Source organism: Vibrio sp. V38_P2S17PM301, from assembly GCF_009904845.1.
Taxonomy (GTDB): Bacteria; Pseudomonadota; Gammaproteobacteria; order Enterobacterales; family Vibrionaceae; genus Vibrio; species Vibrio proteolyticus.
This window is the reverse complement of sequence record NZ_WXWO01000001.1, coordinates 128,194-144,240: the sequence shown is the minus strand read 5'-3', so window position 1 is coordinate 144,240 and position 16,047 is coordinate 128,194. Positions and strand designations below refer to the sequence as shown.

The 16,047-nt window shown below is 51.1% G+C and carries 13 protein-coding genes and 1 tRNA gene; 9 read left to right on the top strand and 5 right to left on the bottom strand.

Annotation, left to right across the window (positions count from 1 at the left end):
- Positions 1–155 precede the first annotated feature (155 nt).
- The 3 genes from fadD (at position 156) to CAG64_RS00620 (ending at position 4,776) form a co-directional block, all read left to right on the top strand.
- Positions 156–1,844 (top strand): long-chain-fatty-acid--CoA ligase FadD, encoded by a 1,689-nt coding sequence (gene fadD / locus CAG64_RS00630; RefSeq protein WP_021703957.1) that lies wholly within the window; start codon positions 156–158, stop codon positions 1,842–1,844.
- A 92-nt stretch (positions 1,845–1,936) separates the two neighbouring features.
- Positions 1,937–3,052, top strand: coding sequence for a ribonuclease D (gene rnd / locus CAG64_RS00625; protein ID WP_021703958.1), 1,116 nt, complete (start codon positions 1,937–1,939; stop codon positions 3,050–3,052).
- A 107-nt stretch (positions 3,053–3,159) separates the two neighbouring features.
- The gene (locus CAG64_RS00620; RefSeq protein ID WP_161449053.1) at positions 3,160–4,776 is read left to right on the top strand and encodes a peptide ABC transporter substrate-binding protein; all 1,617 of its coding nucleotides are present in this window, start codon (positions 3,160–3,162) and stop codon (positions 4,774–4,776) included.
- A gap of 96 nt (positions 4,777–4,872) precedes the next feature.
- Here the strand turns inward: CAG64_RS00620 and minE are convergent, their stop codons facing one another.
- Genes minE through minC form a run of 3 tightly spaced genes read right to left on the bottom strand, consistent with a single transcriptional unit; the run spans position 4,873 to position 6,636 of the window.
- Entirely contained in the window at positions 4,873–5,136 is a 264-nt protein-coding gene (gene minE, locus CAG64_RS00615; RefSeq protein WP_021703960.1) for a cell division topological specificity factor MinE, read from the bottom strand.
- 4 nt (positions 5,137–5,140) lie between these two features.
- Positions 5,141–5,953, bottom strand: a complete 813-nt coding sequence (gene minD, locus CAG64_RS00610) for a septum site-determining protein MinD (RefSeq protein WP_161488241.1) — start codon at positions 5,951–5,953, stop codon at positions 5,141–5,143.
- 20 nt (positions 5,954–5,973) lie between these two features.
- Positions 5,974–6,636, bottom strand: coding sequence for a septum site-determining protein MinC (gene minC / locus CAG64_RS00605; protein WP_021703962.1), 663 nt, complete (start codon positions 6,634–6,636; stop codon positions 5,974–5,976).
- A 192-nt stretch (positions 6,637–6,828) separates the two neighbouring features.
- Between minC and CAG64_RS00600 the strand changes: the two genes are divergently transcribed.
- The 4 genes from CAG64_RS00600 to CAG64_RS00585 all read left to right on the top strand — a co-directional run bounded on the left by CAG64_RS00600 (position 6,829) and on the right by CAG64_RS00585 (position 10,526).
- Positions 6,829–7,113 (top strand): YcgL domain-containing protein, encoded by a 285-nt coding sequence (locus CAG64_RS00600; protein ID WP_021703963.1) that lies wholly within the window; start codon positions 6,829–6,831, stop codon positions 7,111–7,113.
- 29 nt (positions 7,114–7,142) lie between these two features.
- Complete coding sequence (locus tag CAG64_RS00595) at positions 7,143–8,114, top strand: lytic murein transglycosylase (RefSeq protein WP_161455167.1); 972 nt, start codon at positions 7,143–7,145, stop codon at positions 8,112–8,114.
- A 47-nt stretch (positions 8,115–8,161) separates the two neighbouring features.
- The gene (locus tag CAG64_RS00590; RefSeq protein WP_161455166.1) at positions 8,162–9,109 is read left to right on the top strand and encodes a LysR substrate-binding domain-containing protein; all 948 of its coding nucleotides are present in this window, start codon (positions 8,162–8,164) and stop codon (positions 9,107–9,109) included.
- Between the two features lie 217 nt (positions 9,110–9,326).
- Complete coding sequence (locus CAG64_RS00585; protein ID WP_161451682.1) at positions 9,327–10,526, top strand: NupC/NupG family nucleoside CNT transporter; 1,200 nt, start codon at positions 9,327–9,329, stop codon at positions 10,524–10,526.
- A 68-nt stretch (positions 10,527–10,594) separates the two neighbouring features.
- On the opposite strand, the gene folD is transcribed toward CAG64_RS00585, so the two are convergent.
- Positions 10,595–11,455 (bottom strand): bifunctional methylenetetrahydrofolate dehydrogenase/methenyltetrahydrofolate cyclohydrolase FolD, encoded by an 861-nt coding sequence (gene folD / locus CAG64_RS00580; protein WP_161451679.1) that lies wholly within the window; start codon positions 11,453–11,455, stop codon positions 10,595–10,597.
- A 202-nt stretch (positions 11,456–11,657) separates the two neighbouring features.
- Between folD and CAG64_RS00575 the strand changes: the two genes are divergently transcribed.
- Both CAG64_RS00575 and CAG64_RS00570 read left to right on the top strand, forming a co-directional pair.
- Positions 11,658–11,734: transfer RNA gene (locus CAG64_RS00575), tRNA-Arg, on the top strand.
- Positions 11,735–12,028: 294 nt separating this feature from the next.
- Positions 12,029–14,194 carry a M9 family metallopeptidase gene (locus CAG64_RS00570; RefSeq protein ID WP_161455165.1) on the top strand — a complete coding sequence of 722 codons (2,166 nt, stop codon included), beginning with the start codon at positions 12,029–12,031 and terminating at the stop codon, positions 14,192–14,194.
- 49 nt (positions 14,195–14,243) lie between these two features.
- Here the strand turns inward: CAG64_RS00570 and CAG64_RS00565 are convergent, their stop codons facing one another.
- Complete coding sequence (locus tag CAG64_RS00565; protein WP_161455164.1) at positions 14,244–15,986, bottom strand: hemopexin repeat-containing protein; 1,743 nt, start codon at positions 15,984–15,986, stop codon at positions 14,244–14,246.
- Between the last annotated feature and the right edge of the window lie 61 nt (positions 15,987–16,047).

Below are 16,047 nucleotides of genomic sequence, written 5' to 3'. Positions count from 1 at the left end.
ACAAGTGTTTGAGTGTTTCGTGCTCAAGCGCTTTGGCTGTGATGTAATAGCAGAATAATAAAATGATGCTGTTGCACTGGGTTTGTGCACCTCTGTCCGCGTGCCTTGAGTGGCCATCTGACGCAAACCCCAGCCTAATAACGAGGAGTATCACAGTGGAAAAACCTTGGCTATCACGTTACCCAAGTGATGTGCCGGAAACTATTGATCCGGATAAATACCCGTCTCTAGTTGAGATGTTCGAGCAATCCGTTCAGAAATACGCTGACCAGCCAGCCTTTATGAACATGGGCTCGGTGATGACGTTTCGGAAGCTTGAAGAGCGCAGCCGTGCGTTTGCTGCTTACCTGCAAAACGAACTGAAACTAAAAAAGGGCGATCGTGTTGCACTGATGATGCCGAACTTGCTGCAATATCCGGTGGCGTTGTTTGGTGTGCTGCGAGCCGGTTTGATTGCCGTAAATGTGAACCCGCTGTATACCCCGCGTGAGCTAGAACATCAATTGTGTGATGCTGACGCAAAAGCTATCGTGATCGTCTCCAATTTTGCGAATACTCTTGAGCAGATCGTCGATAAAACGCCGGTAAAACACGTGGTGCTCACCAGTTTAGGGCAGATGCTGCCTCGTGCCAAAGGCACCTTGGTCGACTTCGTGGTCAAATACGTTAAAGGTATGGTGCCAAAGTACGATTTGCCCGGGGCGATTTCCATGCGTAAGGCGCTGCGTCAAGGGCGTCGTCTGCAATATGTTAAACCGTTCATGAGCGGTGATGACATTGCATTCTTACAATACACCGGCGGTACAACCGGCGTGGCAAAAGGGGCGATTCTGACTCACCGGAATATGGTGGCCAACGTGCTGCAGGCCAAGGGCGCTTACGGTCCGGTTTTGTCGGAAGGTCGAGAATTGGTGGTGACCGCACTGCCGCTGTATCACGTGTTTGCGTTGACCGTAAACTGCCTGCTGTTTATCGAAATGGGTGGCCAGAACCTGTTGGTGACCAACCCTCGTGACATTCCGGGCTTTATCAAAGAGTTGCAGAAGCACCAATTTACCGCGATCACCGGCGTCAATACCTTATTTAACGCCTTGATCAACAATGAAGACTTCCATGAGCTGGATTTCAGTAATTTACGTCTGGCGGTCGGTGGCGGTATGGCGGTTCAGCGTGCGGTTGCCGAGCAGTGGAAGAAAACCACCGGTTGTTACCTGCTGGAAGGTTATGGCCTGACCGAATGCTCGCCGCTGGTGGCTGCGTATCCTCACGATCTGACCGCGTACAACGGCTCGATAGGTTTGCCGGTGCCGTCAACGGAAGTTCGTATTGTCGATGACGAAGGCAATGCCTTGGCAAACAGTGAAACCGGCGAACTTCAGGTACGTGGTCCGCAGGTGATGCAAGGGTATTGGCAGCGACCGGAAGCAACAAAAGACGTGATCAATCATGACGGTTGGTTATCGACCGGTGACATCGTGAAATTTGATGACGAAGGCTTCCTGCACATTGTTGACCGTAAAAAAGACATGATTCTGGTCTCTGGGTTCAATGTTTACCCGAACGAGATCGAAGATGTGGTGGCACTGCACGGCAAAGTGCTGGAAGTCGCGGCCATTGGTCAGCCACATGAAGTATCGGGTGAAGTGGTAAAACTGTACGTGGTGAAACGCGACCCAAGCCTGACCAAGGAAGAGGTGATTGCGCATTGTCGTCAGCATCTGACCGGTTACAAAGTACCGAAACTGGTTGAATTCCGTGAAGATCTGCCAAAGAGCAACGTAGGTAAGATACTGCGTCGGGTGCTGCGTGAAGAGAACGATGCGAAACTGGCTAAAGCCGAGTAATTTCCCGTCGTAATCGTTTTTAATGCTAGAATGCCGACTTAATATGTCGGCATTTTTCTTTTCTCCCGATGAGAAAACAGAGCGAGAAGTTTGTGAACTATCAGATTATTACCCAAGTCAGTGAACTGGAAACCGTATGTCAGCAAGCGCGTGAGCGTGATGTGGTCATGCTGGATACCGAATTTGTCCGTACCCGTACTTATTATCCGCAACTGGGCTTGATCCAATTGTTCGACGGGGACACGTTGTCGCTGATCGATCCTGTGGCTCTGGAAGAAATGACCGCATTTGTGGAACTGTTGAAAGACGCGTCAGTCATGAAGGTTCTGCACGCTTGTGGCGAAGATCTGGAGGTGTTCCAGAATGCCTTTGGCTGTACGCCGGTTCCGATGATTGACACCCAGATCATGGCGGCGTTTCTTGGTCATGGCTTGTCAACCGGCTTTGCGACGCTGGTGGCCGAGTATCAGGGGCTGGAGCTGGATAAAAGTGAGTCTCGTACTGACTGGGTAGCGCGTCCACTGAGTCAAAAACAGCTAGAGTACGCGGCTGCCGATGTTTACTACCTCTATCCGCTGTACGACAAACTGCTGGCCGAAGTTCAGCAGGCCGGTTGGTGGGAAGCCGCGCAGCAGGAGAGTGATCTGCTGGTCCAAAAGCGCATCCGTACCGCGAATATCGACAACGCCTATTTGGATATCAAAGGCGCCTGGCAACTGCGTCCGAGTGAATTGGCTATCCTCAAGCCTTTGGCAACATGGCGCATTGAGTACGCAATGAAAAACGATCTGGCGCTGAACTTTGTGTTTAAAGACACGGATCTGCTGACCATTGCGCGGCTTGGTATCCGTAGCCCGCAGCGAATGGAGCAGGAAGGCATGGATCCTCGCTCAGTGCGCCGTCATGGCGGGCGGATTGCCGGGATCGTGAAGCGAGCGCAGCAGACACCTGCCGAGCAGTATCCGGAAAAAATTGAGCGCCTGATGGACTTACCTGGGTACAAACAGCTGTTCAAAAAGCTCAAGGATGAAGTAAAACACGTGTCACAAAATACCGGGCTGGCGAGTGAGTTTCTTGCTTCCAAGAAGCAACTGAATCAGGTCATCAGCTGGGTGTGGCGTAAAGAGCGTGATTCGGTGCGTCTGCCGGATGTGATGCAAGGTTGGCGTAAACCACTGTTTGGTGAAAAATTAGACTCTTTAATCTAGTCTAATCTATTGTCTCTTATAGAAAATTTGACGAATCCTTATCGCAAGCCTCATTTGAGTATGGTAAAAATGGGGTGATGCATTACATATGATAAGGATATCGATAAATGAAAAAAAACAGACTTGCCGGAGCGGTTTACGCCGCTCTGCTCTTGTCGCCGCTGCCAGTCAGCGCTGCAACCTTATCCGAGGGCGACGTTTTAGCGAAAGAGCAGTTTCTGGTACGCGGCAATGGCGCAGAGCCAAGCACGCTTGATCCTGCATTTGTCGATTCTGGCTCGCCTGGGGATGTGATCGTTAACGACATGTTCGAAGGCTTGCTAATAGAAAATCTGCAAGGGGAAATTGTCGGTGGGCTGGCACAGTCCTGGCAAACATCCACAGACGGAAAGACCGTCACCTTCCACTTAAAACCTGCGACCTGGTCGGATGGCCAGCCGATCACCGCTGAGGATTTTGTGTTCGCCTGGCAAAGAGCGGTCGATCCGAGTACGGGAAACAGCACGGGCTTTAACCTGACGACAGCGAATGTGCTCAACGCTCAAGCGGTACTGAGCGGCGCGACTGACGTTAGCCAACTTGGGGTCGCAGCTCCGGATGCACACACCTTTGTTGTGACGCTCACACAACCAACGCCGCACTTTCTCAGTATGATGAGCATTAAAACGTTCGCACCGGTGCCCAAACACAAAGTCGAAAAGTTCGGTGAAAATTGGACTCGTCCGGAACACATTGTCACCAGCGGTGCCTACACTTTAAAACGCTGGGTGCCGAATGAGTATGTAGATGTCACCAAAAACCCACGCTATTACGATGCCGAACATACCTACATTGATGGGGTGCGCTATCTGGCGCTTTCTTCCCAGAATGCCGAGTTTGTCCGTTTTATGTCGGGTGAGATCGACATGACCAACCGGGTACAACTGGAATACTATCAGAAACTGAGCAAAGACAATCCGAACCTGATTCGTTCACTGCGTTTGCTCGGAGCGTACGTGTATGATTTTAATACGCAGCGGGCGCCGTTCGATAATCCGGATGTGCGTCGTGCCCTGAGTATGATGATCGACCGGGACACGTTGGTGGAGAAAGTTACTGGTCAGGGAGAGCCGCCAGCTTATTCGGTGGTGCCGGACATTATTCCGGATTACCGGGCGGCGCAGCCGGAATTTGCGAGTTGGGACACCACGCAGCGTATCGAGACTGCCCGGGCACTGTTGAAAGAGGCCGGCTACGATGATAAGCATCCGCTGAAGATAACGCTGACCTATAACACCAGTGAAAATCATAAACGCATTGCACTGGCGATTGCGTCAATGTGGAAGCCGCTGGGAGTGAAGGTTGAGCTGAATAATATGGAGTGGAATGCATACCTCAACGCCAAATCGAACGGCGATTTTACGGTAGCTCGCTCGTTTGCCTTTGGTGACTTCGCGGAGCCGTCTGCGGTATTGAACAGTTTTCGTTGTCATGACGTGAATAACAGCACCCAATACTGCAATGAACAGGTCGACAAGTTATTGCAAAGTGCAGCGAAAGCCAGCGATCAGCAACAACGTTACCAGTATTACGAGCAGGCAGAACGGCTGATCGTCAATGACGCCCCGATTATTCCGTTACACTTCTATAAACACACCCGGCTGGTGAACGCCAAGCTGAAGGGTTTCCCGGACAACAACCCGAAAGGCAATATCTACGCAAAAGACATGTATTTCGTTGAGTAATTAGGCGGGAATGACAGAGTGGCCAATAAAAAAGCAGGATGAATGACATCCTGCTTTTTCTTTTTCGTTGCTTGGTGCAGAGCACCACCGATACGATTATTTTTCGTCGTCTGGTAGCTTAACGTTCAGCTCGAGCACGGAAATATCGTCATCTTTATGCTCAAACGACAGGTCGACCATCGACGGATCAACCGCGACGTACTTACTGATCACCTTAAGAATGTCTTCTTTAAGTTGCGGCAGATAGTTCGGCGCCGGATCGTTCTGGCTGCGACGTTCTGCGACGATGATCTGCAGACGCTCTTTTGCGACATTCGCAGAAGATTTTTTCTGCGGTCTGAAAAACTCAAGTAATGACATGTCGCTAGCCTCCAAATAGTCGTTTAAAGATTCCTTTCTTCTGCTCCGTCAGGAAGCGGAAATCCACCTGGCTGCCTAACAAACGCTCGACCGTATCACTGTATGCCATACCGGCGTCTGACTGCTCGTCAAACACCACCGGCACGCCTTTGTTGGAGGCATTCAATACTGCCTGGCTTTCCGGGATAACCCCGAGCAGCGAAATATGCAGGATCTCTTCTACGTCTTCCACACTCAGCATATCACCCTGTGTGACGCGGGTAGGGTTGTAGCGCGTCAGCAGCAGGTGCTGTTTGACGGGCTCAAGGCCTTCTTCCGCGCGACGTGATTTCGAGTCCAGAATACCCAGAATACGGTCAGAGTCACGCACTGACGAAACTTCTGGGTTGGTTGTGACAATGGCTTCATCTGCAAAGTATAGCGCCATAAGCGCGCCTTGTTCGATACCCGCCGGTGAATCACAAATCACGAAATCAAAGCCCATTTCATCCAGTTCATCCAGAATGCGACGCACACCATCACGTGTCAGCGCATCTTTGTCCCGGGTTTGGGAAGCAGGAAGAATGAAAAGATTGTCGTTGCGCTTGTCTTTGATCAGTGCCTGATTCAGTGTTGCTTCGCCATTAATGACATTGACAAAGTCGTACACCACACGGCGCTCACACCCCATGATCAAATCCAGATTTCGCAGACCGATGTCAAAATCGATCACTGCGGTTTTTTTGCCTTTCATCGCGAGGCCAGATGCGATGGCCGCGCTGGACGTGGTTTTACCCACCCCACCTTTACCTGACGTAACAACGATAATGCGTGCCATTATGTGTTTTCCTTATTTTCTTAAATGGTGAGCGTTTCGATATGAAGAGAGTCATCCTGGGTGGACACCATGACTTTCTTCTGCCAGAACTCACGTTCAATTTTGTCGCTGAGCCAGTAACTGCCTGCGATAGACACCAGCTCGGCTTGTAAATCATGGCAAATGATCTTTGCGTCTTTCTGACCACTTGCCCCGGCAATCGCGCGGCCACGGAGCGTTCCGTGGATATGGATAGAACCGTCGGCAATAACTTCTGCACCGGCACTGACATGGTTCATGATCACCAAATCGCCGTCTTTCGCGTACACCTGCTGCCCGGAGCGGATAGGGGTACGAACTACTTTGGTAGGCGCCATTTTTGCTGGTGCCTTAGACGGTGATTTACTGGCAGACATGATGGCGAATCCGGAACGGGATGCCAAATTCTGCATGCGTTTGTCTTTACTGCCTGTGATCCCGACCGGGATCATGCCTGCATCGGTGATGCCTTGTTTTAATGCAGTGAAATCGATGTCTTCCTTCACCTGCTCAATATTGATCACCACTGGTGCTGAGGCGAAGAAGGCCGGTGCCTGCTCAACCTTCTCTTTGAGAAATTCAATGGTTTTTGGGACATCATTGTCAGAAAGATGCAAAACTGACAAAGTAAAGCTGCTACCTTTTAGGTCAGGGGAAGATGACATATGGCTACATTGACCTCAATAACTCATCGCCTCATAAGAAAGGGCGTTGCTTGGAACCTGGGTATTCATGTTATATTCCCCGCCATAGCACAGCAAGTTATGTTGCTGTCAAATGGTCGTTTTAGTTGCAATTTTAGCTAATTGTTTACGAAACTGAGACAAATACTCAGCCTTCGTGGCAAAAGGAACACTATGCTCTGTTCAATTTACAAAAGTTCGAAAAAAGAAGGTACCTATCTCTATCTCCCGAAAAAGGATGATTTTTCACAGGTTCCTGACACACTCATGCAGATGTTCGGCAAACCTGTTTTCGTGATGATGATTAAGATGGACGGGCGTCAGCTGGCCCAGGTTGATATCGAAAAAGTAAAAGCGTCTATGAACGAAGAGGGCTTTTTCCTGCAACTACCACCGCCACCAGAAAATCTGCTGGAACAATACAAAGAACGCAAAGCTCAGCAAAATAGCAAAGGTTGAGTGACCAATAATTGCTCAAGGAGGGCAATTTGAAAAAACTATTGTCAGTCGTATTAGGTTTAAGTTTGGCGACCAGCGCAGTGGCCAACGAGCAAAGCTTTGAGCAGTACGTCGAAGGTCTCAAACAAGAAGCACTCAAAAATGGCATTTCTCAGCAAGTGGTTGATGATGCGTTCAAAAACGTTACGTACAAGCCACGGGCAGTCAAAGCCGATCGTAATCAGCCCGAAAAAAAACTCACGCTGGATGAATACATCCCGCGTGCTGTTCCGGCGTGGAAAGTCAAGCAGGCTCGTAAGCTCTATCAGGAGCACTACGCGGCGCTTAAACGCATCGGTGAAGAGTACGGTGTCCAACCGCGTTACATTGTGGCGTTGTGGGGCGTTGAGAGCAATTTCGGTAAGTTCACCGGGGGTTACAGCGTGATCGATGCGCTGTCGACCATGGCTTATGACGGCCGCCGTGAAGCGTTTTTCCGCAAAGAAGCGATGGCGGCGCTGGAAATCATTCAGCAAGGTCATATTAAAGCGGATGACATGAAAGGCTCCTGGGCGGGCGCGATGGGGCAGTGTCAGTTTATGCCAAGCTCGTTTTTGTCGTTTGCGGCAGACGGTAACGGTGATGGCAAAAAAGACATCTGGGGAACGCAGGCAGATGTGTTTGCTTCCACGGCTAATTACCTCAGTCAGTCTGGCTGGGACGACAACTACACTTGGGGGCGCCAGGTCAAAGTACCGCACGGTATCGACAAAAGCCTGGAAGGGCGCGATGAAGCCAAAGGTAAGTATTTGCGGGAGTGGAGCAAGCTGGGCGTGACCCGTTACAACGGTCAACCACTGCCGACACTGGACAACGACATCAAGGCTTGGTTGATCATGCCGGACGATGAGAACGGCCGCACTTATCTGGTCTACAACAACTACAATGTGTTGATGAAGTGGAACCGGTCGTATTACTTTGCCTTAGCGGTCAGCCATCTGGCGGATGCCATCATCTACTGATTCTTAGGGGCTCACTAGAGCCCCTTCATCTTTCTGAGGATATTGCCGTGCTTTCTGAACGAGCCGCCCAAATGGTGATTTTTGCTGCGCTGGTGAAACACCAGAGTTTTACGGCGGCGGCGAAGAGCCTGGGGGTGTCTGTCTCTCATGTCAGCAAACAGCTGAATGTGTTGGAAGAGTCGCTGGGGCTCAAGTTGATACAGCGTACTACCCGGACATTCACCCCGACTGAAGCTGGGCTGCAATTTCATCAGCACTGTGCTCGTTTGGTTGAAACGATCAATGCGGCTCAGTATGAAATGGAGATTCAACGTGATGAAGTCTCCGGCCTGGTGCGGCTGGGAATGTCACAATCGTTCGGGACGTTACATATCATTCCCGCCATGGATGAGCTTCGCCAGCGTTACCCGAACCTGCAAGTGGAAGTCCATTTATTCGATTATCGCGTTGATATGCTCGAAGAGGGCTTAGATCTGTGGATTACCAATAACGAACACTTGCCGGAAGGGTACATCGCCCAGCGTCTGGCCGACTGTCAGTTTGTGGTGGCCGCATCGCCAGATTATCTGGTCCAGCACGACACGCCACAAACACCGGATGAGCTCGCGCAGCATAATTGTTTGATTTATCGCAGTTGGGAGCGTGATTACACCAGTTGGGCGTTTTCCCGCGCTGGTGAAGAACTGTTTGTCAAAGTCTCCGGAAACTATTCGGTCGATTTGGCCGAGGCGGTACGTGACGCTGCGGTTGCCGGATGGGGCGTGGGGTATCTGGCCACGTATCTGCTGCGCGATGAGTTTCGCAGCGGTAAACTGATTCAGTTGTTACCAGACTGGCGTGCCAGTCAGTCGATGCCGTTTTACGCTGTATACCCAAGCCGTAAGCATATGCCGAAAAAAACCTCAGCCGTGATCGAGTTTATCCGGCAGAAGATCGGTTCCCCCTGCCATTGGGATCAGAATCTCGCTGCTTATATCCGCACACCTAAAGTGTGATTTCTAGCACGATTATTTCCTGTTTCAGAAACATCTTTTCCATATGGAAATAGTCAAGGTGACGCAAACGTTCATCCTCATTAAATTCAAGTGGTTATGTTGCGTGGTTGAATTTTAATCGCCATCGAGTTTGATAGTCGTTAACATCCTTCGGTTGCGTTAATCGTTTGCCTGCATACAATCCGCGCCTTCCTGTTTCTTTTTTGGTTACCTTTTTATGAGTTCTCTCTTGGGTGTCGTGGCGATCTTCTTTATTGCCTGGTTACTTTCAACTGACAGAAAAAATATCCGTCTTAAAACCGTGTCGCTGGCGTTTCTGCTGCAAGTATTGTTTGCGCTGCTGGTGCTTTACATTCCGGCCGGTAAAGAGGCGTTGAATCGGGTGACGGAAGTGGTATCCGGTCTGATCAACTATGGTCAGGAAGGGATCACTTTCTTGTTTGGTGGCCTGGCAACGGGCGGCTTTACCTTTGCCATTAATGTATTAGGTATCATAGTGTTCTTCTCCGCGCTGATATCTGGTCTCTATCATCTGGGCATTATGCCAAAGGTGATCAACCTGATTGGTGGTGGATTACAGAAGTTTCTCGGCACGGGCCGCGCTGAGTCGCTCTCGGCGACTGCGAATATCTTCGTCGGTATGATTGAAGCGCCGTTGGTCGTCAAACCGTATCTGAAGCACATGAGCGATTCGCAGTTTTTCGCCGTGATGACCTGTGGTCTGGCTTCCGTCGCCGGAGGAACGCTGGTGGGTTACGCGTCACTGGGCGTCGAGCTTAACTATCTGATTGCGGCAGCCTTTATGTCAGCACCAGCGGGATTGATGATGGCCAAACTGCTGATGCCGGAAAACGGTGAGGGAGCCGTTGACTCTGAAGCCGACAATGTCGAGATGCCGCGTGCAACCAACGTGGTTGAAGCGATGGCAGATGGTGCGATGTCTGGCCTGCGCATTGCCGTGGCCGTTGGCGCAACGCTGCTGGCGTTTGTCAGTGTGATTGCGCTGTTAAACGGTATGCTGGGTTGGGTTGGCGACCTGTTTGGCATTCAGTTGAGTTTTGAGCTGATCATGGGTTACCTGTTTGCCCCTGTCGCCTGGTTGCTGGGGATCCCGTGGAGCGAAGCGATTACGGCGGGTTCGTTGATCGGCAACAAGATCGTCGTGAATGAGTTTGTGGCGTTTATTCAACTGATTGAAAACCGTGATCTGCTTAGTGAGCACTCTCAGGCGATCGTGACGTTTGCCCTGTGTGGTTTTGCCAATATCTCCACCATGGCAATGCTGATTGGTGGCCTGGGTAGTTTGGTCCCAGAGAAGCGCGCGTTTATCTCCCAATACGGTTTCCGTGCCATTGCGGCCGGTGTACTGGCAAACCTGATGAGCGCGTCGTTGGCTGGCGTGATTTTGTCTCTGTAAACCGCAGTTCAATATCGCAGTAATAAAAAAGGGTGACCGATGTCACCCCTTTGTTGTCTTTGTCACGATCACTTCTTGGTGTGGTATTGCTCACACGCCATCATGGTGTTTTCGATCAGCGTCGCGACCGTCATTGGGCCAACGCCACCAGGCACTGGTGTTATGAAGCTGGCTTTTTCACGTGCAACGTCGTACTCCACGTCGCCCACCAGTTTGCCAGACTCCAGACGGTTGATGCCCACATCGACCACAATCGCATCTTCTTTGATCCACGCACCCGGAATAAATGCCGGTTTACCGACTGCGACGACCAGAATGTCAGCCTGACGCACATGACCTTCCAGATCTTTGGTAAAGCGGTGACAGGTGGTGGTGGTGCAACCCGCCAACAGAAGTTCCAGTGTCATTGGACGGCCAACGATGTTAGACGCACCGACAATCACAGCGTGTTTGCCACGCAGAGGAATGTTGTATCGTTCCAGCAGGGTAACGATGCCCTTAGGCGTGCACGAACGCAATTTTGGAATACGCTGAGCCAGACGACCGACGTTGTAAGGGTGGAAACCGTCGACGTCTTTTTCCGGATGGATACGCTCAAGTACATGCGTGGTATCAATGCCGGCTGGCAGCGGGAGCTGGACCAGAATACCGTCAATCTCAGCGTCAGCATTGAGTTCGTCAACCAGAGACAACAGCTCTTCTTCTGTCGTGGTGGCCGGTAAGTCAAAGGATTTAGACACAAAGCCTACTTCTTCACAGGCGCGGCGCTTGCTGCCGACATACACCTGAGAGGCCGGATCTTCGCCGACCAGAACAACAGCTAAGCCAGGTGCGCGCAGACCGGCATTGGTGCGAGCTTTAACTCGCGCCGCGACTTCCGAGCGTACCGTTTGAGAGATTAGAGTTCCGTCGATATTTTGAGCTGTCATGACTTTCCTTCAAAAATTGGTGGCCAATATTTTTGCGCGCATTGTCGCAGATATCTTAATGAACATCTATAGGCAAACGTTTGCTTTGTTCTGTTTTTCGTCACTTGATGGTGGCGTGTGGCTTTTTTAGGCACTTGAATCAGAAAGTTAGACAAAGCCATTGATTTAAGAACTGCAGCTCGTATAATCCTGTCCCTGTAACGCGCCCTTAGCTCAGTTGGATAGAGCACGTGCCTTCTAAGCATGTGGTCACAGGTTCGAATCCTGTAGGGCGTGCCATATTCTAAGGCCTCAGCTTATGCTGGGGCCTTTTTGCTTTCCTGTCCTAGATCGGCCATTAAGATTTTATAAAATCGGCTAGTTCAAGCCTCTGAAAACACAATCCTCGTTTTACCAGTATCAGGTCTTGAGACCTAAAGTGTTGCTTTTTGGTACCTTTTATTGAGAATGTTAAAAATTTGTTTCTAATGCTTTTGTTGCAGTTTTACTGTGAGACGGCTGATTCGTTCTCCGCGTCAGTGCTTACTGGCCGTTCGGTAAGCGGGATTAATTTACGACAAAAGAAGAAACATAATGGAACTGAAAAAACTGACCATCGCCGTGGTAGCGATGTTGGCTGGGACGCACGCTTGGGCTGCGTCAGCGCCGACCCCACAACATAAACCACTGAACCTGGAACATCATCATGGCGTTGAAACCCATCAGGATGACCGTGCACCGACACGTCAGACAATGCAACCGCCTCAAAAAGCTCAATCCTTGCTGCGCAGCATGAGCGCTGAAGCGACGGTTGAATGCGATGTATCGGCGTTTGCCACTTCAGACACCAATCAACTTATCAGTGAAATTCGCACTCAGGGTTCGCAGTGTGTCAACGAACTGTTCGGTGCAGACAGTGCCACTCAAGTCAGCGCATTCGACTCGAACAATATGTATCAGGTGGCCAAGTACACCACACAACTGGCCAAAAATTACCCGGGTGGTGGCAGCAGCGAACTGGAAGCGCTGTTTCTCTATCTGCGGGCCGGGTTTTACGCTGAGTTCTATAACGATGGGGTGACGCTCGCCAGCTGGGTGACCACTGCGGTGAAAGAGTCGGTGGATGCGTTTGTTGCCAGTCCCCATTTTTACGATAGCAACGATGCGCATGGCAAAGTGTTGGGTGAAGTGATCATCACCATGGACAGCGCGGAGCTACAACATGAGTACCTGGATGTGGTGACACAGTGGCTGACGCGCTGGAACAGCGATTATGCCCAGCACTGGTATATGCGAAATGCCGTTAACGGCATATTCACCATTTTGTACCGTGGTCAGTGGAACAATCAGTTTGTGGCTCAGATTGGTAAACAAACGCAGTTGGTTGAGGCTTTGAGCCAGTTTGCCTTGAATCAGTCGATGGTGGGTAGTGACTCGGAGTTCATGTTGGCAAATGCAGGGAAAGAGCTGGGCCGTCTGACCATGTACAGCAACACCTCGATACAGCCTTTGGTGAAACAGAAACTGACCCAACTGTTTGATCAGTATCCGATGTATGGCAGTGGTGATGCGGTCTGGCTGGGAGCGGCGGACGTGGTATCTTACTATGCGGATTGCAGTGACTACGGGATTTGCGGTTTTGAAACGCAATTGAAAGCGCAGGTTTTAGCGCAGAGTTATACGTGTAGCCCGACGATCCGCATTTTGTCGCAAGATTTGACGGCGATTCAACAACAGGCCGCCTGTGACAAAATGGGCTTTGAAGAGGGGTATTTTCATACCACGCTTGAAACCGGCAGCCAGCCGGTTGCCGACGATCACAATACCCAGCTACAAGTAAATATCTTTAACTCCATCGAAGACTACGGTAAGTACGCCGGGCCGATTTTTGGCATAGACACCAACAACGGTGGTATGTACCTGGAAGGTGACCCGTCTCAGCCGGGGAATGTGCCGAACTTCATTGCGTATGAAGCCAGCTACGCCAATCCGGATCACTACATCTGGAACCTGGAACACGAATACGTCCATTATCTGGACGGGCGTTTTGATATGTACGGAGACTTTTCGGCACCGACGGAGAAAGTGGTATGGTGGAGCGAAGGGGTGGCTGAGTACGTGTCCAAAGAAAAGGACAACCAGGCTGCGCTGGATACCATCGAAGACGGTTCGGTGTACACCCTAAGTGAAATCTTTGACACCACCTACGATGGCTTTGATGTCGACCGTATCTACCGCTGGGGTTATCTGGCGGTGCGCTTCATGTTCGAACGTCATCCGGATGAGGTAAACCTGATGCTGGCGGAAACTCGGGCTGGTAACTGGAGCGGCTACAAAACCATCATTGATCAGTGGGCTGTGCAGTATCAGGGCGAGTTTGAGCAATGGACCACTCAATTGGTTAACGGCTCGTCACTGCCTGGCTGTGACGGTCAGCCAACGGTTTCCGGCGGGCGTGTTACCGTCGGCGAACCTGTGTGTCTTGCCAGTCAGGACGTGATTTGGCTGAGCATCGAAGCCGTCAATGCCGGACAGTCGATTGTCATCACGACTGGGCAGGGCAGTGGTGACCTTAAGCTGGAATACAGCAATCAGGGCTGGCCGGACGGCAGCAATGTGGACGCGTCGTCGGATAACAGCGGTAACCAGGAGTGTATTGTCGTCAATAGTCAGAGCAACTATTGGGGTTACCTCAAAATCTCCGGTGCGTTCAGCGGCGTGGCGCTGGCTGTTGATTTCGATGCGACGTCCTGTCGTTAATCTGGTAACTGCAAAAACCCGGCATAGGCCGGGTTTTTTATACTCAGGGTTACTGCAACCCGGGCCAGGTCGAACTGTTGATCGGTTTAGGATAACCGGCATCCACCTGGTCGGCCGAGATGCTGTATCTTAGGTACTGATTCCCTTCCACGAAAAAATACGCTCGAGCATCGTTCCATTTCAGCGCCGCGGTAATTTTTCCAGCGTATGCCCCCAGCCCCGGCCATGTCGAGTCATTGACTGGCTTTGGATAGCCGCTGTCGACACGATTCTCACTGAGGTTATAGCGTAGATACGTGCCGTCGCGGAGGAAGAAATACACCCGCTCTCCCTGCCATTTCAGCGCCGCCTGGATGCGGTCTGCGTAAGGTGCCAGCCCTGGCCAGTCACTGTCACTTACGGCTTTTGGGTAGCCGTCCCGAACTCGATCCGCCTGCACATCGTAGCTGAGGTAACGGCCATCGCTGAGAAAGTAATACACCGTGTTGGCATCTTTGTAGAACGCGGCATCGATCAGCTGTTTGTAATCGGCAAGCCCGGGCCAGTTGTAATCAGTCACTGGAGTCGGGTAGCCACTGTCGGTTTTATCCAAGACGGTATCGTAGCGCCAGTAGCGGCCGCTTTGACCAAAGAAGTAGCTCTTGGCATTGTGCCACTGGTGAGCGGCGGTTAGATCGAGCTGAGAGATCTGATAGCTGACCGACACGTCGTTTTGCATAAAACGGTAGTGATTGATTCCCTGGGGAGCGGTTGGATCCTGCCATTGGGTTTCGCCATTATTCAGAGTGTCGACCAGAGTGTTGTTACGGTACACCTCAACTTCGGCCGAGCTGCCATTGACCCAACTGAACGCACCGTTGTGGTACATCAGTTTGCGAACGCCAGGCTCACCGACCATCGGGGTACTGGCGAAATCGGTTTGAGTACCGGTATCCGCGGCCAAAAAGCGCACAATGGTCGGAGTAATGGCCGTTTGCGCGGCGTATCCGTACAAGCCACCAAAATCGGTGTTAACCGGATTCTGGGTCACTTGACTGAACTCGGTGTTCAACGACTGATTGGTGGCAATAAAAATGGTTTTTTCCTGACTGGTCTGATTGCCGTGGCCGCATCCGGTCACCGGTGTGCGACCATGGTCGGTGGTGACCAGAACCAGCCAGTCTTCACCTTGCTGTTCACGCTGCTCGACGGCGTCCAGTAATTGGCCCAGACGCTGGTCGGCCGCTTTAATGGAGGCATTGTACGCGGATCCAAAACACTGACTGTGGCCGACTTCATCCGGTTCATCCAAATGCAAAAAGATGAAATCCGGATCCTGACTGCTTAGCGTGGTCAGCGTCTGTTGTAAATTGCTGTCATCGGTGCCGCCTGAGGTATAACGGGTCATTAGCTCCAAATCGTTACTGAAAAACTGTGTGTGGATCGGTGCCCAGGTACTGAAACTGGAGATATCCGCCTGAGGGTTGGCTTCCGCAATGTAGCGATAAACGCTTTTCACATCACTGTTGGCAAGCCCGGAGTCATTGTTGGTCACCTGATGTCGGTCAACCCACACGCCTGTCAGAATCGTGGCCCAGCCGGGGCCGCTTTTGGTCAGTTGCTCGGTGGATGTACCGGCGATCCCGCCCGTATAAGCTTTGGTGATATTGAGACGGTCAAAGGCCGGGGTATCGACGCCAGCGAGTTTTTCGTATTGCAGCCCGTCGATGCCGATCAAAAGTACTTTATTGTCGGCCGCATGCAGCGATAGAGATAAGCCAGCTAAAGCCAGGCCAAGTAACGTTGTTTTCATTTTTCCTCCATGATGAGTGTGTAACTAACTATTTGGTATAGTCCAGTATTACTTTAGGTGA

What these genes read in the sequence shown, in the direction of transcription:
- minE (WP_021703960.1), bottom strand. Translation starts at nt 5,136, where the DNA reads ATGTCATTACTTGAGTTTTTCAGACCGCAGAAAAAATCTTCTGCGAAT.
- CAG64_RS00570 (WP_161455165.1), top strand. Translation starts at nt 12,029, where the DNA reads ATGGAACTGAAAAAACTGACCATCGCCGTGGTAGCGATGTTGGCTGGG.
- CAG64_RS00585 (WP_161451682.1), top strand. Translation starts at nt 9,327, where the DNA reads ATGAGTTCTCTCTTGGGTGTCGTGGCGATCTTCTTTATTGCCTGGTTA.
- minD (WP_161488241.1), bottom strand. Translation starts at nt 5,953, where the DNA reads ATGGCACGCATTATCGTTGTTACGTCAGGTAAAGGTGGGGTGGGTAAA.
- CAG64_RS00600 (WP_021703963.1), top strand. Translation starts at nt 6,829, where the DNA reads ATGCTCTGTTCAATTTACAAAAGTTCGAAAAAAGAAGGTACCTATCTC.
- minC (WP_021703962.1), bottom strand. Translation starts at nt 6,636, where the DNA reads ATGTCATCTTCCCCTGACCTAAAAGGTAGCAGCTTTACTTTGTCAGTT.
- folD (WP_161451679.1), bottom strand. Translation starts at nt 11,455, where the DNA reads ATGACAGCTCAAAATATCGACGGAACTCTAATCTCTCAAACGGTACGC.
- CAG64_RS00620 (WP_161449053.1), top strand. Translation starts at nt 3,160, where the DNA reads ATGAAAAAAAACAGACTTGCCGGAGCGGTTTACGCCGCTCTGCTCTTG.
- CAG64_RS00565 (WP_161455164.1), bottom strand. Translation starts at nt 15,986, where the DNA reads ATGAAAACAACGTTACTTGGCCTGGCTTTAGCTGGCTTATCTCTATCG.